Annotated in this window: 10 protein-coding genes; all 10 read left to right on the forward strand. The window is 50.2% G+C overall.

Annotated elements, in window-relative coordinates; genetic code table 11:
* The first annotated feature begins 2 nt into the window (after window positions 1-2).
* On the forward strand, window positions 3-10,778 hold the full coding sequence (locus AC2CGA_RS01735; protein WP_484480105.1) for a non-ribosomal peptide synthetase: 10,776 nt from the start codon (window positions 3-5) through the stop codon (window positions 10,776-10,778).
* Between the two features lie 18 nt (window positions 10,779-10,796).
* A complete protein-coding gene (locus tag AC2CGA_RS01740) occupies window positions 10,797-14,600 on the forward strand; it encodes a non-ribosomal peptide synthetase (protein WP_484480106.1) in 3,804 nt (1,267 codons plus the stop codon).
* A 74-nt stretch (window positions 14,601-14,674) separates the two neighbouring features.
* Window positions 14,675-15,055 (forward strand): DUF1360 domain-containing protein, encoded by a 381-nt coding sequence (locus tag AC2CGA_RS01745; RefSeq protein WP_015388151.1) that lies wholly within the window; start codon window positions 14,675-14,677, stop codon window positions 15,053-15,055.
* A 121-nt stretch (window positions 15,056-15,176) separates the two neighbouring features.
* Window positions 15,177-16,715 (forward strand): glycoside hydrolase family 10-like protein, encoded by a 1,539-nt coding sequence (locus tag AC2CGA_RS01750; RefSeq protein ID WP_088037168.1) that lies wholly within the window; start codon window positions 15,177-15,179, stop codon window positions 16,713-16,715.
* A gap of 141 nt (window positions 16,716-16,856) precedes the next feature.
* A complete protein-coding gene (locus AC2CGA_RS01755) occupies window positions 16,857-17,999 on the forward strand; it encodes an acyl-CoA dehydrogenase family protein (protein ID WP_014305112.1) in 1,143 nt (380 codons plus the stop codon).
* 44 nt (window positions 18,000-18,043) lie between these two features.
* Window positions 18,044-19,684 carry an AMP-binding protein gene (locus AC2CGA_RS01760; protein ID WP_014305111.1) on the forward strand — a complete coding sequence of 547 codons (1,641 nt, stop codon included), beginning with the start codon at window positions 18,044-18,046 and terminating at the stop codon, window positions 19,682-19,684.
* Window positions 19,685-19,705: 21 nt separating this feature from the next.
* Window positions 19,706-21,055 carry an acetyl-CoA carboxylase biotin carboxylase subunit gene (locus AC2CGA_RS01765; RefSeq protein ID WP_139885300.1) on the forward strand — a complete coding sequence of 450 codons (1,350 nt, stop codon included), beginning with the start codon at window positions 19,706-19,708 and terminating at the stop codon, window positions 21,053-21,055.
* The gene (locus AC2CGA_RS01770; RefSeq protein WP_007410121.1) at window positions 21,052-21,264 is read left to right on the forward strand and encodes an acetyl-CoA carboxylase biotin carboxyl carrier protein subunit; all 213 of its coding nucleotides are present in this window, start codon (window positions 21,052-21,054) and stop codon (window positions 21,262-21,264) included. Before AC2CGA_RS01765 ends, AC2CGA_RS01770 begins: the two co-directional genes overlap by 4 nt.
* Before the next feature lie 15 nt (window positions 21,265-21,279).
* Window positions 21,280-22,179 (forward strand): hydroxymethylglutaryl-CoA lyase, encoded by a 900-nt coding sequence (locus AC2CGA_RS01775; protein WP_032857973.1) that lies wholly within the window; start codon window positions 21,280-21,282, stop codon window positions 22,177-22,179.
* Between the two features lie 13 nt (window positions 22,180-22,192).
* A complete protein-coding gene (locus AC2CGA_RS01780) occupies window positions 22,193-22,972 on the forward strand; it encodes an enoyl-CoA hydratase (RefSeq protein ID WP_264254917.1) in 780 nt (259 codons plus the stop codon).
* Window positions 22,973-22,977: the final 5 nt, after the last annotated feature.

Genomic DNA, 22,977 nt, shown 5'->3' on the forward strand with positions numbered 1-22,977 from the left:
ACATGACAAAAAAGAATGCAATTCAGGATATTTATCCGCTGTCTTATATGCAGGAAGGAATGCTTTTTCATTCCCTCCTGCAAAAGGAATCACAAGCTTACGCCGAGCAGGCCTCTTTTTCAATAACAGGGAAGGTTGACACCCGCGTGTTTGAAGAGAGCGTTCATGCCCTTTTCGAAAGACATGATATTTTCAGAACGATCTTTATCAGCCAGAACGTGTCAGTGCCGCAACAGGTCGTATTAAAAGAGCGGAACGTCAGCATCATTGAGGAAAATCTCACCAATTTAAACAAGGCTGATCAAATCAAGCATATTGAAGAAGCCAAACGAAGAGACCGTAAGAAAGGATTTCACCTGCAAAAAGACATGCTGATGCGGGTGACGCTGCTTCAAACCGGTGAATGTGAATATACGTGCATATGGAGTTTTCATCACATTATTATGGATGGCTGGTGTCTCGGAATCGTGCTGAAAGAGTTCTTCCAGATATACGCCTCGCGGCTCCGCCGGACACCGTTAACGCTTGAGCCCGCTGTGCCGTACGGAACCTACATCAAGTGGCTGATGGAGCAAGATAAAGAAAAAGCCGCTTCGTACTGGGAGCGATACCTTGAAGGCTTTGAGCAGCAGACTGTTCTGCCGAAGCAGAAAAAAGCCGGCGAAAGCAGACAAGAGGAAGTGACGTTTTCCTTTTCAAAAGAGGACACGGCTAAGCTGAAAGATCTGGCCGTGAAAGAAGAGGTCACGCTGAGCACCATTTTCCACACGCTCTGGGGCATTTTGCTTCAGGCGTATAACCAGACAGAAGATGCGGTTTTTGGTTCTGTTATTTCCGGAAGGCCGTCTGAAATCGAAGGCATCGAGCGAATGATCGGCCTGTTCATTAATACCGTGCCTGTCCGGATCAGCGGGGCGGACATCCCGTTTCAAAAGCTGATCAAAAACGTGCAAAAGGACGCTTTGAAAGGACAGGCATACAGCTATCATCCGCTTTATGATATACAGGCGAATTCACAGGTAAAACAAGGCTTAATTGACCACATTCTCGTCTTTGAGAATTATCCGGTTGAACAAGAGCTTGATGTACTGAACAGCAAGGGGGACACGAAAGACCTTTTTCACATCCATGATTTCAGCATGGAAGACGAAACCAATTACAGTTTTTACCTGATGGTGGCGCCGGGTGACGAGATTCACTTGAAAATGAGATACGATTCAAGCGTGTATGACCGCCAATTTATCGAAAATATCAAAGGTCATTTGACACATATCGTTTCCCAGATTCTCGACAAACCTGATATCACGCCGGATAAGCTTGTAATCATCACTCCTGAGGAAAAAGAGCAGCTGCTTGCTCCGATTTCTGAAGAAACTGAAAAGCCTGAGTATGACACGATTCATGCGATGTTTGAACGGCAGGCCGCACAAACGCCGGATCAAATCGCGATCCGGTATGAAGGCGGGTCAGTGACGTACAAAGAGCTGAATGAATCGGCTAATAAGCTGGCCCGTCTGCTGCAAAAACGCGGATTAAAGCGGGAGGAGCCGGTAGGCGTCATGCTCGGCCGTTCTCCTTCTTTAGCGGCGGCCGTTCTCGGTATTTTAAAAGCGGGCGGCGCCTTTGTTCCGATAGATCCGGGCAGTCCAAAGGAGCGTATCCGATATGTTATTGAAAACAGCGGCTGCATCCATGTTGTAACAGAGCGGGATCAGTCACTCCCCGCGGAACAAACGCTGCAGGTTACATATATAGAAGAGGCCGGGACGGAAGCGGACGGAAGCAATGTGCAATCCATTAATACGGCGGACGACCTCCTTTATATGATTTATACATCCGGTACGACAGGGAAACCGAAGGGCGTGCTGCTCGAACATAAAAATATGGCCAACCTTCTTTCTGACCAATTGACGAACACAGGCATTGATTTTTGCACAAATGTGCTGCAGTACGCATCTTTGGCGTTTGACGTCTGCTATCAGGAGTTATTTTCAGTACTCTTGAGCGGCGGCACCCTTTGTATCGTGCCCAAATCAATCAAACGGGATGTTTCTCAGCTGTATTCGTTTATCGATCAGCACAAAACGGAAGTGGTGTTTTTCCCGACTGCGTTTGTCAAGATGCTTTTCAATGAAGAAGGTTATGCACAGTCTTTTCCCCGCTGTGTGAAGCATGTCATTACGGCCGGGGAGCAGCTGACTATCTCACGTTTGTTCAGGCAGACGCTCCGTTTACACGGTATGCAGCTGCATAATCATTACGGCCCGTCAGAAACCCATGTGGTTTCAACGTATACGATTTCTGCGGGAGATGACATACCTGAACATCCGCCGATCGGGAAACCGATCCATCATAACAAGATGTATATTCTCAGCAAAAACAGACAGCTTCAGCCTCTCGGAATTGCGGGAGAATTGTATATTTCCGGAGCGAATACAGGAAGAGGCTATGTGAACAATCCGGCGCTGACCGAAGAGAAATTTTTGCCGGATCCGTTCAGAAAGGGCGCCGTCATGTACCGGACCGGAGATTTGGCAAGACTGCGTGCGGACGGCCAAATGGAATACATCGGCCGGACAGATGATCAAGTGAAGATCAGAGGGTACCGGATTGAACCAAAGGAAATTGAAACCGTCCTGGCAAATCATCATGCCGTGAAAGAAGCTGCCGTGCTGATTCAAACGAATGAGTCGGGCGAAAATGAATTATGCGCCTACTGCAGCGTCTCACAAGCGACTGATCCTTCTCAGCTGCGAAGTGATTTGGCCAAAGAGCTGCCTGATTATATGATTCCGGTCAAATGGGCTTTCGTTGACGCGATTCCGCTCACTGCGAACGGCAAAGTCGATCAGCGGGCCCTTCCGGAAGCTTCGGCGTACGCAGCGGGCCGTCGATATACAGCTCCCCGGAATGTGACCGAACTGAAGCTTACCCGCATATGGGAAGAAGTGCTTCAAACCGGCCCGATCGGCGTTCACGATCACTTTTTCGAGCTTGGCGGCCATTCATTAAAGGCGACGGCACTCGTTGCAAAAATAGCTAAAGAGTGCAGCGTGCAAATCCCGCTGAGTGATGTCTTCAGCTATCCGACTGTAGAAGAACTCGCCAAAATCATCGGTGAAGCAGAAGAGAATCCGTTCGCATCCATAGAAAAGACAGAAACAAAAGAAACTTATCCTGTCTCATCCGCTCAAAAACGGATGTATGTCCTTCACCAGCTTGAAAATGGCGGTGTCAGCTATAACATTCCAGCCGTTTTAGAGGTGAAGGGGCCGTTTGACCGAGACAGGATGGAAGCCGTGTTCAAGGAGCTGATCCGGCGGCATGAACCGCTCAGAACGTCCTTTGAAGAAATAAACGGCCGGCCTGTGCAGAGGATTCATGACGAAGTGCCGTTTGCATTTACAAAAGAACAATCAGCCGAAGCGTTTATCCGGCCGTTCGAACTCGGTAAAGCGCCTCTTTTCCGGGCGGGATTTGTCCAAATAGAAAAAGACCGGCATCTGCTTTTAGCTGACATGCATCATATTATTTCAGACGGCGTATCCGTCAATCTTTTGATACGTGAATTCAGTGAGCTGTATGCCGAGAGAAGTCTGCCGCCGTTACGGATTCAATACAAAGATTATGCCGTCTGGCAGCAATCATTTAAGGCGGGCGCCGCATATCGGAAACAAGAGGAGTACTGGCTGAACCGGCTTGCCGGGGAGATTCCCGTGCTTGAATTGCCGGCTGATAAGCCGCGTCCCCCGGTGCGGAGCTTTTCCGGTGACCGGGTGTCATTTGTCATCAGCGAAAAACATACAGCACAGTTGAAAAAGCTGGCGAAAGAAAACAAATGCACACTTTATATGACGCTGCTCGGTGTGTACACGGTTCTGTTAGCCCGTTTAAGCGGACAGGAAGATATGATTGTCGGGTCTCCGATTGCAGGAAGGCCTCATGCCGACCTTGACGCCGTTCTGGGCATGTTTGTCAATACGCTCGCTTTCAGGACGCGTCCCGACGGAAGCATGACGTTCAAAGAATATTTAAAGGAAATTCGCCAAACAGCGCTTGAGGCTTACGAGCATCAGGATTACCCGTTAGAAGAGCTCGTCGATAAGCTCGGTGTGCCGCGGGACATGTCCCGAAATCCGCTGTTTGACACAACATTTGCGCTGCAAAATATGGAACAGCAGAAGCTTAGGGCAGCCGGACTTGAACTGCAGCCGGCAGACGTCAGCCTGCCGATTTCTAAATTTGACTTATCGCTGTACATCTCCGAAAACGCCGGTGAATTGTACTGCCAGTTTGAATACAGCACTGATTTGTTTGAGAGAAAAACGATTCAAAAATGGGCGGAATTTTTCACGACATTTGCCGAAAACGCCGCAGCTGATCCGGGTTTGGAATTAGACGATATTTCTGTTTTGTCAGAAAAAGAAGAAGTGTCTCTGCTTCAAAATTTCAGCCCCTTGCAGAAAACAGCGTTTCCGCTTCATCAGCCTCTTCATGAGCTGCTGGAACAACAGGCGGAAAAAACGCCGGACCGTCCGGCGATTTTAACTGATGACATTTCGATTACGTATCAGGAACTGAACGAAAGAGCGAATGAGCTTGCGCACCGGCTGATCAAGCGGGGGATAAGGCTGGAGGATAAAACTGCCATTATGGGCCGGCGTTCTCCTGACATGCTGATCGGCATTTACGCTGTCTTAAAAGCAGGCGGTGCATATCTGCCGATTGATCCGGATTACCCGGAAGAGCGGATTCGCTTTTTACTGAAAGACAGCGGCGTGAAATTCTTAATGGCAGAACCAGAACTTTTCGCACCAGATCTTTTTAAGGGAGAAACGATCTCTCTGAAAAGCGGACAAACAGGAAACCCGGAAGCTGCGGCCAACCCCAATGTTCCGGTAAAACCTGATTCATTGGCTTATATCATCTATACATCCGGTTCTACGGGACGCCCAAAAGGTGTGCAGGTTGAACATCAGTCAGCCGTAAACTTTTTATACTCGCTGCAAACGCGTTATGGATTAAAGGATTCCGACACCATTTTGCATAAAACATCATACTCTTTCGATGCTTCGATTTGGGAGCTGTTTTGGTGGCCGATCGCGGGAGCTTCTGTTTTTCTCCTTCCGCAAGGCGGCGAGAAAGACCCTGAAATGATACTGAATGCATTGGAGAAAAACCGCATCACGGCAGCTCATTTTGTGCCATCCATGCTTCATGCTTTCTTGGAATATATAAATTCCAGAAAACAGCCGATCAAAAAGACCTGCTTAAAAAGGGTTTTTGCCGGGGGCGAACAATTGGGCCCGCACTTGGTTTCCCGTTTTTATGACCTTCTGCCGGGAACGGAATTGACAAATTCCTACGGTCCGACGGAAGCGACGGTAGAAGCGGCGTACTTCGATTTGCCGCAAGGAAAGGAATTTCACAATGTTCCGATCGGCAGTTCCGGACATAACATGCGGCTGTATATCTTAAATCAAAAGAAACAGCTTCTGCCGCCGGGCTGTATCGGAGAGCTGTATATCGCGGGGACCGGCGTGGCTCGGGGCTATCTGAACCGCCCTGAGCTGACGGAGGAGCGCTTTGTCGTTGATCCGTTTTATCCGGGAGAACGCATGTATCAGACGGGCGATATCGCACGCTGGACAGAAGACGGCCTTGTCGAATGGCTCGGTCGTTCAGACGGACAGGTGAAAGTCCGCGGCTACCGGATTGAACCGGGAGAAATCGAAGCGGCGATCCGGCGCATCGACGGCATTCGTGAGGCGGCGGTCACCGCCCGGACCGAACACGGCGAAACCGCGCTTTACGCCTATATCGAAGGACGAAAAAGCGATGACGTGCGGGCAGAGCTTGCCACACGCCTTCCGGCCTACATGATGCCGGCTCAGTTCATAGAGATGAGCGAATGGCCGGTCACGCCGAGCGGAAAGCTTGACCGCCGCGCGCTGCCGGCTCCCGGCGGAGCGGCAGACAGACAGGCGTACACCGCCCCGCGGAACGTCACGGAAATGAAGCTTTGCGCCCTTTGGGAAGAGGTGCTGAAAAACGGCCCCGTCGGCATCCGGGATCACTTTTTTGAGCGGGGCGGCCATTCGTTAAAAGCGACGGCTCTCGTCTCCCGCATCGCCAAAGAGTTCGGTGTTCAGGTGCCGTTACAGGACATCTTCGCCCGGCCGACGGTGGAAGAGCTCGCTTCGGTTATTCAGGACTTGGAAGAGAGCCCGTATGAAGCGATTCAGCCTGCGAAAAAACAGGACACCTACCCGGTGTCCTCAGCGCAGAAACGGATGTATGTGCTCCAACAGCTTGAAGACGGCGGTGTCGGCTACAATATGCCGGCTGTGCTGGAACTGACGGGCCCGCTTGACCGCAGCCGGCTGGAGGAGACGTTCCGGCAGCTTGTTGAGCGGCATGAGTCGCTCAGAACGTCCTTTGAAACGGGGCCTGACGGCGAACCGGTGCAGCGCATCCATGACAGCGTACCGTTTCAGCTCGATGAGGCCGAGTCAGCTGACGCATTCGTCCGGCCGTTTTGTCTGGAAGAAGCGCCGCTCTTCCGTGCGGCTCTCGTGAAAGAATCGGATGAACGCCATCTTTTATTAACGGATATGCATCATATAATTTCTGACGGTGTGTCCGTCAACACCTTGATTAAAGAATTCGGCGAGCTGTACGCAGGCCGTTCGCTTGCGCCGATGCGCCTTCAATATAAAGACTATGCCGTCTGGCAGCGGTCGTTTCAGGAGAAGGAAGGATATCAGAAGCAGGAAGCCTATTGGCTGAAGCGGCTTGAAGGAGAGCTTCCGGTGCTTGAGCTTCCGGCTGACAAGCCCCGTCCGGCGGTCAGAAGCTTTGCGGGCGGGAAAGTATCGTGCACGCTTGACGCTGAAACGGCATCCGGCCTTCACCGCATCGCCCGGGATCACGGCTCCACTTTGTATATGGTGCTTCTCGCCGCGTACAATACGCTGCTCGCGCGCCTGAGCGGGCAGGAAGACATCATCGTCGGCTCGCCGATTGCCGGGCGTCCGCACAAAGACCTTGAACCGATTCTCGGGATGTTCGTCAACACGCTTGCCATCAGAACGGAGCCGAAAGGAGACAAACGGTTCACCGATTATTTGGCGGAAGTCCGCCAGGCGGCACTTGAGGCGTATGAACATCAGGACTACCCGTTTGAAGAGCTTGTGGAGCGGATCGGCGTGCAGCGGGACACAAGCCGTAATCCGCTATTTGATGCCATGCTTGTCGTTCAGAATATGGAACATGAGGAATTGCTGTTGGACGGTTTGCATATTCAGCCTGCGGACGTGTCCCGTCCGGTTTCCAAATTTGATGTCACTTTGCAGGCTTCTGAAGGCGGGGGACAGATTCATTTTCTGTTTGAATATGCGGCGTCTTTATTCCGGAAAGAAACGATGCAGCGCTGGGCTTCCCACTTTATGACGATGCTTGAACACATTGTCCGTGAACCGGAAACTTCTATACAAGCGATCAGCATGCTGACTGCTGCGGAACGGGACCGAATTCTTTCGGACTTTAACGGCATGACGGATAAACAGCTGCCTGAAAAAACAGTTCATGAACTGTTCATCACTCAGGCGCGAAAAACACCGGATGCGGCAGCCCTTATCAGCGGGGAAACGTTGGTCACATATAAAGAATTAGATGAATGGTCGAATAAAATCGCCAGAGCTCTGCAAAAACGGCAGATCGGACCGAATGCCGCCGTCGGCATTGTGATACCAAGATCACCGGAACAAGTCGCCGCAGTCTTCGGGGTTTGGAAAGCCGGGGGCGCCTACGTTCCGATAGATCCTGAATACCCGGAGGAACGCAAGCAATATATCATTTCAGACAGCGGCACAGCGCTTCTCCTTACCGTACACGGCGCAATAGATCAAGTGCCTGATCATTTTAAAGGCGAAGTGCTCGCACTGGAGGATATCCAAGAACAAGACGCATCACCGGTTCAGCCATTATCAGCACCGGAAGATTTGGCTTACATCATTTACACGTCCGGGACGACAGGCAGGCCGAAAGGGGTTATGGTCGAACATCGTTCCGTCAGCCAAACCCTTCAATGGCGAAGCGGATTTTATGATCTGAATGAGAAAGATACGGTTCTTCAGCTCTTTTCATTTTCATTTGACGGTTTTGTAACAAGTATGTTCACACCGCTGATTTCCGGTGCGAAAGCAGCCGTTTTAGCCGAAGATGAAGCAAGAGATATTCTTGCCATTAAACACTATCTTGCATCTTACCGCATCACTCATATGATCATTGTTCCCGTACTGTACCGTACACTGCTTGACGTACTGGAGCCGGGGGATGCAGAGTCTCTCAGAATTGTCACATTAGCTGGAGAAGCTGTCGACCAAAACATTATCAGCCGCAGTTTATCGGTTTGTCCTCACACGGAGCTTGCCAATGAGTACGGCCCGACGGAAAACAGCGTCGCCACTACAGCGGCAAGACATATAGAACAAAGTGAGAACATTACGATCGGCCGGCCGATTGAGCATTCACACGTTTATATTTTAAACGGGGATCACCCGCAGCCGATCGGTGTAACGGGAGAACTTTGCATTTCGGGTTCCGGCCTTGCAAGAGGGTATCGCAATCTTCCTAAGCAAACGGCCCAAGCCTTTGTCCAAGACCCGTTCCAGAAGAACCGGCGCATGTACCGCACAGGCGATCTGGCAAAATGGCTGCCGGACGGCACGCTGCAATATATCGGCCGAATGGACGAGCAAGTCAAAATCAGAGGCTACCGGGTGGAACTGAAAGAAATTGAATCGGTCTTAACAGGCATAAAAGGTGTCAAAGAAGCAGCCGTCACCGCTCATACCGCATCAGCAGGCCAAACGGAACTATGCGCTTATATCGTGACAGAAGAAGGAACAGAAAGTAAAACCGTGCAGCAGGCGCTCAGAAATGAAATGCCCGCTTATATGGTGCCGGCGTTCTTTGAAACACTTGAAGCCCTGCCTGTCACACCGAACGGGAAGCTTGACCGCCGCGCGCTTCCTGAGCCGCGGAAAAAAGCGCACACCGGACGGGCATTTACGGAGCCTGAAAGCGACATGGAAAAAGAGCTTTCCGCGATTTGGAGCGAAGTGCTCGGAACTGAAAACATTGCCGCGGATCAATCATTTTTTGAACTGGGCGGCGATTCCATCAAAGCCCTGCAAGTATCAGCCCGATTACATCAGGCAGGAAAACAGATCGCCGTAAAAGATATTTTCAGCCGGCCGACAATTAGAGAGCTGGCTCCTTATGTCCGTACAGAGCGGCAGCCGGTCAGCCAAGCTCCTGCAGAAGGAGAAGTGAAGTGGTCGCCGGTTCACAAATGGTTCTTCACACAAGACATGAAGGAAGCAAATCATTTTAACCAGTCCGTCATGCTGACGAGAACAAATTCAATAGATGAAGAGGCTCTCAGGAAAACGTTAAAAGCCATTACCGTTCATCATGATGCCTTGCGCCTTGTCTGCAAAAAAGACGAAGAGAAAGGTCTTCTCCTCTTCAACAGACCGGCTGACCTCGCAGATGAGCAGCTTTACAACCTGACCATATTAGAAACGGAAGGCGATGAGCATGAGAAGGAACGTTTTATAAAACGCCGTGTCGCAGAGCTTCAGAGAAACATGGATTTGGAGAACGGGCCGCTGGTACAGGCGGGACTGTTCCGCTCTGAAGCAGAAGATTACTTGTTTCTGACGGTCCATCATCTCGCTGTCGACGGGATATCATGGCGGATTTTATTGGAGGACTTGGCTTCTGCTTATGAGCAGGCCGCCTCTGGACAGGAAATCAAACTCCCTCCGAAAACCATGTCATTCAAAACATATACGGAGCAGCTGGCCGATTATGCCGAAAGCAAACAGCTTCTTCAGCAGGCGGAGTATTGGCGGGAGATTGAACACTATGAAACAGAAAGTCTTCCTTACGAGCAGGCAGATCTATCCCAAACTCCTGCAAAAAAACGGAACACGGTATCCTTCACTCTGACAGAAAGTGAAACGGACGCCCTGTTGAAAGATGTGCACAGCGCCTACAATACGGATACGCAAGATGTGCTGTTGGCTTCCGCCGTGCTTGCCCTTCAAAAGTGGTCGCCGCGGCACGCTTTGAAAATCGCCCTTGAAGGACACGGACGCCAATCGGAGCAGGCAGGTGCGGACATCAGCAGGACAGTGGGGTGGTTCACTTCCATTTACCCGGTGCTTGTCCGGAGCGGAGTTTATGAACCTCTTGAAGAATATGAAATTCGCACATTGAAAACCGTTAAAGACACATTGCGGCGCATTCCGGATAAAGGGAACGGATACGGCGTCCTCAAATATTTAACACCGCCGAAGCTTGCCGGGATGACTTTCGGGAAAGCACCGGAGATCAGCTTTAATTATCTCGGACAATTCGATGCGCCCGGCGGGAGTCCGGCAGAAACGGAACAGCCTGACGCGTTTCAGTTTTCTCCTTTGGGAGGCGGAGATGATGTCACAGATACATGGAAACGGGAGCAGTCACTTGAAATCAGCGCGATTGCGGCAAAAGGCCGGATGACCGTCAGCATTTCCTATGAAACGGAGCGCTTCCGGCAAGATACGATCGAACGGCTGTCCGAAAGCTGCCGGTATTATCTCCTGAAACTGTCGGAACACTGCCTCAGCAAAACCGATACGGAGAAGACCGTCAGTGACTTTGATGATCGGGAGCTGACTGAGGAAGCCTTGCAGGATATTGCCGACTTACTCAGCTTCCACTAAACCGAGCGGGAGGAACACATGGACAAAACAAAAAATATCCAAAATATTTATCCCCTCAGCCGAATGCAGGAAGGAATGCTTTTTCATTCCTTTCTGCAAAAGGAGGGGGCTGCATATATCGAGCAATCCGTCTTCACCATAAAAGGCCGGCTTCGTCCGGAATTGTTTGAGCAAAGCGTACAGTCTGTCATCAGCCGTCACGATATTTTCAGAACGGTTTTTTTACCTCATGTCGCTCAGCTGAACGGCCCCCGCCAAGTTGTGCTGCGTGAGCGGGAATTCCTGCTGCACCGCGAAGATCTTACACATTTGGATGAAGCGGAACAGAGCGCCTACTTACAGCGATTTAAGGAACGTGACCGCTTAAAAGGCTTTGACTTGCAAAAGGATATGCTGATGCGTGTGTCTTTGTTTAAAACGGCTGACGAAAAATATGTATGCGTCTGGAGCCACCATCACATCCTTATGGACGGCTGGTGCCTCGGCATCGTCCTTCAGGAATTCATGCATATGTACCGGGCGATTGAATCAGGCTCACCCGTCACATTGGCGCCCGCAAAGCCTTACAGCACGTATATTACATGGCTGACTGATCAGGACAAAGACGCGGCTTCTGAGTATTGGAAAGGATATTTAGCAGGCTGCGAGACACCCTCAGGACTCCCGAAAATATCGGCCCGTCCCCAGGAAAAAGGCTACCGTAAGAAAGAGCTCCTGTTTTCTTTAGATCAAAATCTGACAGACAGGCTGAAAACCATCGCCAAAGAAGAGGGCGCTACGCTCGCGGTTCTTATGCAGACTGTATGGGGCCTGATGCTGCAGCGCTACAACCGGACGGACGATGCCGTATTCGGCGCCGTCGTATCAGGGCGGCCTTCCGTCATTGACGGCGTGGAAAGCATGATCGGGCTGTTTATCAATACTGTGCCGGTACGCATTAAAACGGGTGACGAAAGCTTTAGAGAACTGCTGGGCCGCTGCCAGAAAGAAATGCTTGATTCAGAGGCGTTCAGTTATCATCCGCTTGCTGACATCCAATCTCAGACTGAGCTGAAACAGGATTTAATCGACCATATCATCGTGTTTGAAAATTATCCGATTCAGCAGCAGATGAGAGACGCGGAAAAGGAATCGGATGCACCGTTCCGGATCGGGAATGTCAATGTTTCGGAACAATCGGGCTACGATTTTAACCTCATCATAGCGCCCGGCGATGAGCTGATCATCAAATTCAGCTACAATGCGAACGTTTATGACGAAGTATGGATAGAGAGCGTAAAAGGACACTTGGAAGAGGCGCTGCGCGGCGCCGCCTTCAATCCTGATGTTCCCGCTGATCGGCTTCCGATGCTCGGACAAAAGGAAAAATCAAGAATAATCGGCGAATTTAATGACACGAAAACAACGTATGAAAGAGACGAAAGCATCATCAGCCTGTTCAGCCGACAGGTGAAGAAAACCCCGGACCATCAGGCGCTTCACGCCGGCGGGCTGACGATGACGTACCGGGAGCTCGATGAACGGTCAACTGCGTTCGCCCGCATCCTGCTGGAAAACGGTTTGGCGCCAAAAGGAATTGCCGGGATTCTTGCCGAACGCTCACCGGAATTTATCATCGCTGTTCTCGCTGTATTGAAAGCGGGAGGGACGTACCTTCCGCTCGATGCAGAACTGCCATCCGACAGGATCGCCGAAATGCTCACTGAGAGCGGAGCACAGCTGTTAACGGTACAAAAAGGGATTGAGACTGACATTGACTTTTCTCACATCATCTCTATCCCGGCTGCAGCTGAAAAACAAACAGCTGAGGCGGGTAAACTGAATACCGTTACGTCACCTGGTGACCTTGCCTATATTATGTATACATCCGGTTCAACAGGAAAACCGAAGGGCGTGATGATTTCCAACCGCAACGTCGTATCGCTCGTGTCAAACAGTAATTACACGTCAGCCGGCACGACGGACCGTCTCATTCTGACAGGATCCATCGGTTTTGACGCAGTGACGTTTGAAATCTTCGGAGCGCTATTGAACGGAGCGTGCCTCCATGTGGTTGACCGTACGACAATGCTTGCCCCTGAGAGGTTCGGCAATTATCTTTCTTCCAACCGTATTACGATTCTGTTTTTGACGACGGCGCTTTTTAACCAGTTTGCCCAGGCGGATCCGAAGATGTTTTCCGGATTGCACACCTTATATGTCGGCGGAGAAGCATTGTCCCCGGCGCTCATCAATAAGGTCAGACACCGCTGTCCGAATCTCAGCCTTTATAACATATACGGACCGACGGAAAATACAACATTTTCTACCTTTTACGAAATCAGGCACGATTTTTCTCAGCCGATCCCAATCGGAAAACCGATCAGCAATTCAACCGCGTATATCATTGATAAAAATGGCGGACTTGCGCCGATCGGCGTGCCCGGTGAGCTTTGTGTCGGCGGGGACGGGGTTGCCAAAGGCTATTTAAACAGGCCTGACTTAACAAGTGAAGCATTTGTCAGCCACCCGGTTCATCCTGAAGAAAAGATCTACAGAACAGGGGATTTGGCACACTGGCTGCCTGATGGAAGCATCGGATACATCAGCCGTATCGACCGTCAATTCAAGATTCGCGGGAAGCGTATCGAGCCGGCCGAAATCGAAGCGCGGCTGACTGAAATTGATGGAATCAGGGAAGCGGCAGTCATCGTGTCAGACGAAGGACAAGAAGCAACCCTTTGTGCGTATTATACAGGCGCACATGCTGAAGAAAGAGCCATTCGATCCCTATTGGCCAGGTCGCTTCCCGACTATATGATTCCGCAGTATGTGATGAAGCTTGACCGTATGCCGCTTACCGCAAACGGCAAAGTGGACCGCCGCGGGCTGCCTGCGCCGGAACGGAAAAAAGCTTCATCAAAAGCCGTTCCGCCACGAAACTGGGTAGAGCGTGAGCTGATCGACATTTGGACGCCGATCCTCGGCTGCGGGGAGCTGGGCATACAGGATGACTTCTTTGAGCTGGGCGGCCATTCTTTGAAAGCATTGCAAGTGATTCATCAGCTGAAGACCAGGCAGCAGATGGACGTCCCGATTGAAATGATATTTGAATATCCGACAATCGAACAATTGGCTGAAAAGCTGTATTCAAACACACTGTCAGAAGCTGCCGAACAGCATATCAGCAGACTGAATCAGCCGAAAGGCCGCAATCTTTTCTGTTTTCCGCCTATCTCAGGTTTCGGCATTTTCTTTAAAGATCTGGCGGCGGCATTAAATGGACGGGCTGCTGTGTACGGTTTTAACTTTATTGAAGAAGACAGCAGAATGGAACAATACATTGATAAAATGCTGGAAATCCAGCCGGAAGGCCCTTATATCCTCTTCGGATATTCAGCGGGCGGCAATACGGCATTCGAGGCTGCAAAAGCGATGGAAAAGCGCGGCTTAGAAATCAGCGACGTCATTATCGCAGACGCGTACAGAAAGCTTGACGCACTGCCGCAGCAGCCAACAAACGCAACAGCCGAAAATGTCCCGGAAGCCGTCAGGGAAGCGGTCATCAGAAAAACAGAGCGCTATCAAACGTACTGGGCGGAACTGATAAATGACGGCCAAATTGCGGCAAACCTCCATTTTATCGAGGCCGGCTTAAAGGAAGAGCACAATGCTGAGTCTGAGCCGAAGAAATGGGAAGGCGCCACAACGGGACTCTACCAGGAATATCAGGGCGAGGGAGCCCATAAAGATATGTTTGAGCCCGAGTTTGCACACAAAAATGCCGAGGTCATACTGGACATCATCGCAAACAGCGGAAGACGCTTGGCGCGGAATCTGTAACATCCGGCAGAATGACTGAAGAAGACAAAGGGCAAGATAGGGGAATCACACTCAGTTTTTTTGGAGGCTTTGAGATGACGAACCTATCTTGGCTTACGTATGTAATGATTATTCTTGCCAGCTACCGGCTGACCCATTTGATCGTATTTGATAAGATTACGGAATTCATAAGAAAACCCTTTATAAAGCAAGAAAAAACCGTCGATCAAAACGGGCGCGCCATCCAAAAAAAAGTCCCTTCCTCCGCATTCGGTTATATGCTGCAATGTTATTGGTGTGCGGGCGTCTGGTGCGCCATATTGATCGGCATCTGCTATTTGGTCTGGCCCCGCTATGCACATCCGGTTATTTTCATTTTGTCCATTGCCGGAGCGCAGGCCATTCTTGAAACATGCGTCGGCGTCGGAACGAAGGTCATTGACGTGCTCGCCGCCATAAAACATAAAAAGTCCTGAAGCGTTTTGATTCGCTTTAGGACTTTTTTCTTTCCCTTTTAGGCTGAGAGGAGCAAAGCAGGCTTTCTGATTCACCGCCCGGAATGCTTCGGAATACCGTAAAGCAGAGAGGGGGAAAAACATGAAAAGCTGCCGTTTTAGCATGATATGGTTTTTGGCCGTTGTACTGACAGCCGGCATCTTTACGTTCTCAGCATCCGCACAAGCAAGCGGCACTCAGCCGGAGAGAGAAATGCGAGCCGTATGGATCGCGTCTGTCACCAATATCGACTGGCCCTCTAAAAAAGGGCTGTCACCGGAAGAGCAAAAAAGAGAATACAGCAAGCTGCTGGATGACGTTCAGAAGATGGGAATGAACGCCGTTATCGTCCAAATTAAGCCTGCGGCTGATGCTTTTTATCCATCAGATTACGGGCCTTGGTCAGAGTATCTGACAGGAACCCAAGGCAAAAATCCCGGCTACGATCCGCTTGCTTTTTTAGTTGAAGAGACACATAAACGGAATCTTGAATTTCACGCTTGGTTCAATCCTTACCGGATCACGATGAATCACACAAATTTGAATGCGCTTTCAGATGATCATCCCGCGCGTTCCCATCCGGACTGGGTCGCTGCATACGGAAAACAGCTGTATTATAATCCGGGCATTCCGGAAGTAAGACAATTTATAACGGATGGAATCAAAGAAGTGGTCAGCCGTTATGACATTGATGCGGTTCATATGGATGATTATTTTTATCCTTATAAAATTGCCGGACAGGAATTCCCCGATCAGGCGGAATACGAACGGTACGGAAAAGCTCACTTTGCATCAATTGATGACTGGCGCAGGGATAACGTCAACCGGCTTGTAAAAGAAATCAACGAAACCATCAAACGAGAAAAACCTTATGTCAAATTCGGAATCAGCCCGTTCGGCGTATGGAGAAATGCCGCAGATGATCCGACAGGCTCCGAAACGGCCGCCGGGGTGCGGAACTACGATGACTTATATGCTGATACAAGAGAATGGATCCAAAAAGGATACATTGATTACATCGCACCGCAAATTTACTGGAGTATCGGATTTAAAGCGGCGGCATATGACGTCTTAGCGGATTGGTGGGGAAAAGAAGTGAACAATCGGCCGGTGCATTTATATATCGGGCAGGCAGCTTATAAAATCAACAACAATACTGATCCGGCCTGGGCCGACCCGGGGGAATACGGAAGACAGATTACGCTAAACAGAGGATCAGCATGGATAAAAGGCAGCATGCATTTCAGTTTAAAGGATTTAAACCGTAATCCGCTCGATGTGAAAAACCGTTTGATCAATGACATGTACAGCCGGCCCGCATTAATTCCCGAGATGCCTTGGCTCGGACATTCCGCTTTAAAAAAACCGGCTGTCAAACGGGCGGAGAAGAATGCTTCAGGCCATACACTCTATATCGAAGATGCGAAATCCAACGGTAAAAAAACGGCTTATTACGCCATTTACCGCGCAGAAAAGGGAAAGCAGCCTTATTTAGTGGATACAGTCAGAAAAACATCGTCACGGACGCAGACATTTTCAGATACTGATATTCGGGCGGAAGAAGCATGCACCTATATCGTTACTTCTGTTGACAGGCTTCACCATGAGAGCCGTCCCTCCGCAAAACGGACGATTAAATAGCCATTATTAATAAAACTGACAGTTGCGGCACTGTCAGTTTTTTTTGCGGCGGATGAGTCCGAATGTTCAGACTTTATTTGGATGGAATGAATAAAGACCCCCATTAATAAAATGTAGAAAGCAGCAGAAGGAGGAAGGTTAATGAATTTTCAACTGACAAAAGAACAGCAGATGGTGCGCGAAATGGTCAGAGATTTCGCCAAAAATGAAATTGCCCCGAAAGCCCATGAGGTTGATCAATCAGCCGTCTTCCCGATAGACACATTTAAAAAAATAGGCGAACTCGGGCTGCTCGGAATTCCGTTTCCGGAAGAATACGGCGGGGCGGGCGGTGACACCATTTCATATGCAGCAGCGGTTGAAGAAATCGGAAAAGCCTGCGGCAGCACGGGGCTGAGCTACGCGGCAGCCGTGTCACTCGGCGCAAGCCCATTATACTATTTCGGTACTGAACAGCAAAAGCAAGAACATCTTATTCCGCTTGCTTCGGGAAAAGCGCTCGGATCATTCGGGCTGACAGAGCCGAATGCCGGTTCAGATGCCGGCGGCACCCAGACAAAAGCCGAGAAAAAGGACGATGACTATGTGATAAACGGAGAAAAATGCTGGATCACAAACGCAAATTACGCCCGCACGGTCATTGTCACCGCCGTTACGGGAAAGAACTCCGCCGGAAAACCGATCATTTCAGCTCTCATCGTCCCGACAGACACACCGGGATTTACGATCACAAATCCGTACGACAAGATGGGTGTGAGAGGCTCGGATACGGCCGAGCTTGTGCTGGAGGATGTCAGGGTGCCTGCCGATAACCTGCTCGGTGATCCTGAAAAAGGTTTTAAACAATTTTTATATACATTAGACGGCGGGCGGATCTCGATTGCGGCACTGGCTGTCGGTATCGCTCAAGGCGCACTGGAGGCGTCGCTGTCATATGCGAAGGAACGCAAGCAGTTCGGCAGTCCGATATCGTCATTTCAAGCCATTCAATTTAAGCTGGCCGATATGGCGATGGAAATTGACCTTGCCAGACAAATGGTGCTTAAAGCGGCATGGCTGAAGGATCAAAACCTGCCATTTACGAAAGAAGCGGCATTCGCCAAGCTTTATGCTTCAGAAATGGCCGTCAGAACATGCCTTCAGGCCATCCAAATTCATGGCGGTTCCGGTTATATGAAGGAATGCGGTGTCGAACGTATGCTTCGTGACGCAAAGCTGATGGAGATTGGCGAAGGAACGTCAGAAATTCAAAGAATGGTCATCGCAAGACAGCTTTTGAAGTGAAATGAAAACGTTTACTAAGACAGGGATGGAAGGGGGCAGGTCATATGGCTGAACTTATCCATTTAACAGCCGGAAAGCTGCTTGAGCGGACCGCGGAGCTTTTTCCGGATCATGAAGCGGTTGTTTACCCTGAGCGCGGCCTTCGTTATACGTATGCCGAGTTTGACCGGTTATGCCGGCAAACCGCAAAAGGGCTGATGAAACTGGGAATTGAAAAAGGAGATCATGTGGCCATATGGGCATCCAACATACCGGAATGGCTCGCGGCGCAATTTGCAACGGCGAAAATCGGCGCTGTTCTGGTCACCATTAATACAAATTTTCAAATCGCAGAACTCGATTACCTGCTGGCGCATTCAGACGTCTCGGCCCTGATAATCATGGATTCCTACCGGCAGACATCTTATGTTGAGATGGTGAATAAGCTGATTCCGGAGCTGAAAACTTGTGAGCACGGCAGGCTGCGTTCGAAACGTTACCCCTTTTTACGGACGGTGTTATATATCGGTGATAAAAGTCCGCCCGGGATGCACCGCTGGGATTCTTTGCTGAAGGAAGGCGAAGCTGTAACGGATGCAGCGCTTGACGGAAGGATGGACAGCCTGAAAAAGGATGATTGCATTCATATGCAATATACATCAGGTACGACCGGATTTCCGAAAGGCGTCATGCTCTCACATTTTAATATCGTAAATAACGCGGCCAATATCGCAGAATGCATGAAGCTTACTTCAAGTGACCGTTTATGTATTCCCGTGCCGTTTTTCCACTGCTTCGGGTGTGTGCTTGGCGTGCTGGCATGTGTTTCCGCGGGTGCGGCGATGATTCCGATCGAGCAGTTTTCTCCGCCGGCCGTTCTGAAAACGGTGGAGCAAGAAGCCTGCACGGCTCTGCACGGTGTACCGACGATGTTTATCGCCCTCCTAAATGACAGCCGCTTTTCTGAATATGATCTTTCCCACGTCCGAACCGGGATTATGGCAGGCTCGCCATGCCCGGCGGAAGTCATGAGAGAAGTGATCGGCAAAATGGGGATGACCGGCATTACCATTGCCTACGGACAGACCGAAGCATCACCTGTCATTACGCAGACAAGAACGGATGATTCATTTGAAAGAAGAGTGGAAACAGCGGGGCGCGCGCTTCCCCATATCGAAGTCAGAATCGTTCGGCCCGGAACATCCCAAGAAGCCGCCCGGGGCGAACAAGGAGAGCTCTGCACCCGCGGATATCATGTCATGAAAGGTTACTATAAAAATCAAGAAGCGACCGAAGAAGCGATAGACAAGGACGGCTGGCTGCATACCGGTGATTTGGCTGTCATGGACGAGGACGGGTACTGCAAAATCACGGGCCGTCTGAAAGACATGCTGATCAGGGGCGGCGAAAATATCTATCCGCGCGAGATTGAGGAAATGTTATATCGGCATCCCGCAGTGGCAGACGTTCAGGTCGTCGGCGTGCCTGATCCGAAATACGGAGAAGAGGCCGCGGCGTGGGTCAGGCTCAAAGACGGACAAACCGCTTCCGCAGAAGACATCAGAACCTTTTGCAAAGAACATATCGCCCGCTATAAAGTCCCCAGGTATGTTTTGTTTACAGATGAATATCCAATGACAGCCTCAGGAAAAATTCAGAAATTCAAGCTGCGGGAAAAAACGATTGAAGAGCTCAAGTTAACTTAATGAAAAAGGAGTGCTTCACATTTGTTTAAAAAAGTCCTGATTGCCAACAGAGGAGAAATCGCCTTAAGAATTATCCGCACCTGCAAACGTCTCGGCATCCCCTCGGCAGCTGTGTATTCAGAAGCCGACAGGGACGCGCTGCATGTAAAAGCGGCTGATGAGGCCTATCCGATCGGTAAATCGAGAGTAAATGAAAGCTATTTACATATCGACAGAATCATAGAAGCCGCCAAATCCGCCGGAGCGGACGCCATTCATCCGGGCTACGGGTTGCTGTCAGAAAACAGCCTGTTCGCCGAACGCTGCCGGAAGGAACAAATCACATTTATCGGCCCGCCCGGTGATATCATCGCCAAGATGGGCAGCAAGATAGAAGCCCGAAAAACGATGCAAAAAGCAAAGGTCCCGATCGTTCCCGGTGTTTCAGAGCCATTGCCCGATGTCCACTCCGCCTTAGCCGAAGCCCGTGCCATCGGCTTTCCGGTCATGCTGAAAGCGTCTGCAGGGGGAGGCGGAATCGGCATGCAGATCGTACATTCAGAAGAAGAGCTGGCCAAAGCGTTCGAAGGCAATCAAAAGCGGGCCGCGTCCTTTTTTGGAGACGGCGCAATGTATATGGAAAAAGTCATTGAAAATGCCCGTCATATTGAAATTCAGATTCTCGCAGATTCTTTCGGCAACACCGTTCATCTGTTTGAACGTGACTGTTCAGTACAAAGGCGCCACCAAAAAGTGATAGAAGAAGCGCCGTCGCCGTTTGTTGACGCTGAATTAAGACAAAGACTCGGTGAAACCGCCGTTAAAGCCGCTAAATCGATCGGCTACCAAAATGCAGGCACAATAGAATTTCTCGTCGACCAAAAGAAACAAATCTATTTTTTAGAGATGAACACAAGACTGCAGGTGGAGCATCCGGTGACAGAAGAAATTACAGGACTGGATCTTGTGGAAGAACAGCTGAAAATCGCCGCCGGGCAGGCGCTGACTTTCTCGCAGAAAGATATCAACCACCGCGGTCATGCGATAGAAGTGCGGATCTATGCGGAAGATCCGGTCACCTTTTACCCGTCACCCGGTACCATCTCGTCTTTTTCCGTTTTAAGACACCCGTCAGTGCGACACGAATGCGCCGTCGAAAAGGGAAGCGTCATTTCTCCGTTTTACGATCCGATGATTGCCAAAATGATCGTCACGGCGAATACGAGAAAACAAGCCATTGAACAACTGAAAACCGCCCTTGGCGAATATCATGTAGAAGGGATTAAAACCAACATTCCGCTGCTTACAAAAATTGCACATTCAGAAATGTTTGAAAAGGGTGAGGCAACAACCGGTTTTTTACAAACAATGAACGAGGGGGCATCAAAATGAGCGTCATAAAAATTCAGATGGCGGGAAACCTGTGGAAAATTCATGTGAAGCCCGGTGATGTCATTGAAGAAGGACAGGAAGTGGCCATCTTGGAATCTATGAAAATGGAAATTCCGATTATCGCTGATGCAGCGGGTACGGTGAAAGAAGTGAAAAAATCAGAAGGTGATTTCACTGATGAAGGAGAGGTCCTGATTGAACTTCAATAAAACGGGAGGTGCAGCATGAACTGTCCGGAATATGTCCGCATCAATGAAGTAGGACCGCGTGACGGCTTGCAGAATGAATCGGCGTGGGTGGATACAGAAAATAAGATTGAGTGGATCAATATGCTGTCAAAAACAGGCCTTCCCTATATCGAAGTGACATCATTCGTGCATCCGAGATGGATTCCGGCTCTTCGTGACAGCCTGGACGTCGCAAAAGGCATTGCCAGGTCTGAACATACGGTCTACGCGGCGCTCGTTCCGAACCTCATCGGACTGGAGCATGCGGCAGAAGGCGGAATCGATCAGGCCTGTGTATTTTTATCTGCAAGCGAAACCCATAACCAAAAAAACGTAAACAAACCGATTGACCGGACCGTTCAAGAGCTCAGGCGGGTTATTACTGAAGCAAAAGCTGAAAAAATGGCGACGAGAGCTTATCTGTCCACTGTGTTCGGCTGTCCGTACGAACAGAACGTGCCGGTCGAACAAGTCATCCGCCTGTCAGACACACTGCTCGAAATGGGTGTTGATGAAATATCGCTCGGCGACACGATCGGCGCGGCAAACCCCTTGCAGGTCATAGCCGTGCTTGAAGCCCTTTTGCCGAGAATTCCCGCCTCAAAAATCGCACTCCATTTCCATGATACAAGAGGAACGGCTCTAGCGAATATCATTCCCGCTCTTGATATGGGGATTACATCCTTCGATACTTCCTCAGGCGGGCTTGGCGGCTGTCCGTATGCTCCGGGATCAGCAGGCAACGCTGCCACAGAAGACGTCATTTATATGCTCGAACAAATGGGGATTGATACCGGGACGGACATGAATAAACTTCTTTATGCCGCCGGCTGGATCGCGGATAAAATAGGCAAAGAGCTGCCAAGCAGAAATCTGCAGGCATTCAGAACGAAATGAGAAAGGAGAAGCCATGGGAGATTGCGTCTTGTATTCCGTCTGTCAAGAAACGATCGGTCTGATCACGCTGAACCGCCCGCATGCGGCCAACTCGCTGTCTTCAGAAATGATTGATCATTTACAGCGTGTGATTGAAGACATCAAAAACTCGCCATCCATTCGCTGTGTTATTCTCACCGGCTCCGGAAACACATTTTGCGCCGGCGCTGATTTAAAAGAAAGAGCTGGGATGAATCATGAACAAGTTAAGCAAAGCGTCAGGCGTATCGGTGAAACGGCTGCATCCATTGAAGCTCTCCCGCAGCCGGTCATTGCAGCGCTGAACGGAACCGCTGTCGGAGGAGGCCTTGAACTCGCTCTCGCCTGCGATATCAGAACAGCCGTCAGCCGGGCGGGCCTCGGCCTTCCTGAAACAGGGCTTGCAATCATTCCCGGGGCGGGCGGAACGCAGAGACTGCCCCGGCTTATCGGCCCCGGCGCGGCAAAAGAATTGATCTATACCGGCCGAAGGCTTTCTGCCGAAGAGGGAAAAGACATGAAGCTGATCGAGCATGTTTGTGAAGCCGATGAACTTATGGAAAAAGCAAAAGCACTGGCCGGCCGCATCGCCGCTAATGGGCCGATCGCCGTCAGACAAGCAAAATCCGCGATAAACAAGGGTCTGGAGACAGATCTCAAAACAGGGCTCGAAATCGAACGAAAAGCATATGAACAAGTCATCCCTACACTTGACAGAGAAGAGGGCCTGCGCGCTTTTAAAGAAAAAAGACCCCCTGAATACAAAGGAAAATAAAACAT

It is taken from the genome of Bacillus sp. SYZHCR11, assembly GCF_057196865.1.

Excerpts from the sequence above, each read along its gene's own strand:
- AC2CGA_RS01735 (WP_484480105.1), top strand. The coding sequence starts at position 3 with ATGACAAAAAAGAATGCAATTCAGGATATTTATCCGCTGTCTTATATG.
- AC2CGA_RS01740 (WP_484480106.1), top strand. The coding sequence starts at position 10,797 with ATGGACAAAACAAAAAATATCCAAAATATTTATCCCCTCAGCCGAATG.
- AC2CGA_RS01745 (WP_015388151.1), top strand. The coding sequence starts at position 14,675 with ATGACGAACCTATCTTGGCTTACGTATGTAATGATTATTCTTGCCAGC.
- AC2CGA_RS01750 (WP_088037168.1), top strand. The coding sequence starts at position 15,177 with ATGAAAAGCTGCCGTTTTAGCATGATATGGTTTTTGGCCGTTGTACTG.
- AC2CGA_RS01755 (WP_014305112.1), top strand. The coding sequence starts at position 16,857 with ATGAATTTTCAACTGACAAAAGAACAGCAGATGGTGCGCGAAATGGTC.
- AC2CGA_RS01760 (WP_014305111.1), top strand. The coding sequence starts at position 18,044 with ATGGCTGAACTTATCCATTTAACAGCCGGAAAGCTGCTTGAGCGGACC.
- AC2CGA_RS01770 (WP_007410121.1), top strand. The coding sequence starts at position 21,052 with ATGAGCGTCATAAAAATTCAGATGGCGGGAAACCTGTGGAAAATTCAT.
- AC2CGA_RS01775 (WP_032857973.1), top strand. The coding sequence starts at position 21,280 with ATGAACTGTCCGGAATATGTCCGCATCAATGAAGTAGGACCGCGTGAC.
- AC2CGA_RS01780 (WP_264254917.1), top strand. The coding sequence starts at position 22,193 with ATGGGAGATTGCGTCTTGTATTCCGTCTGTCAAGAAACGATCGGTCTG.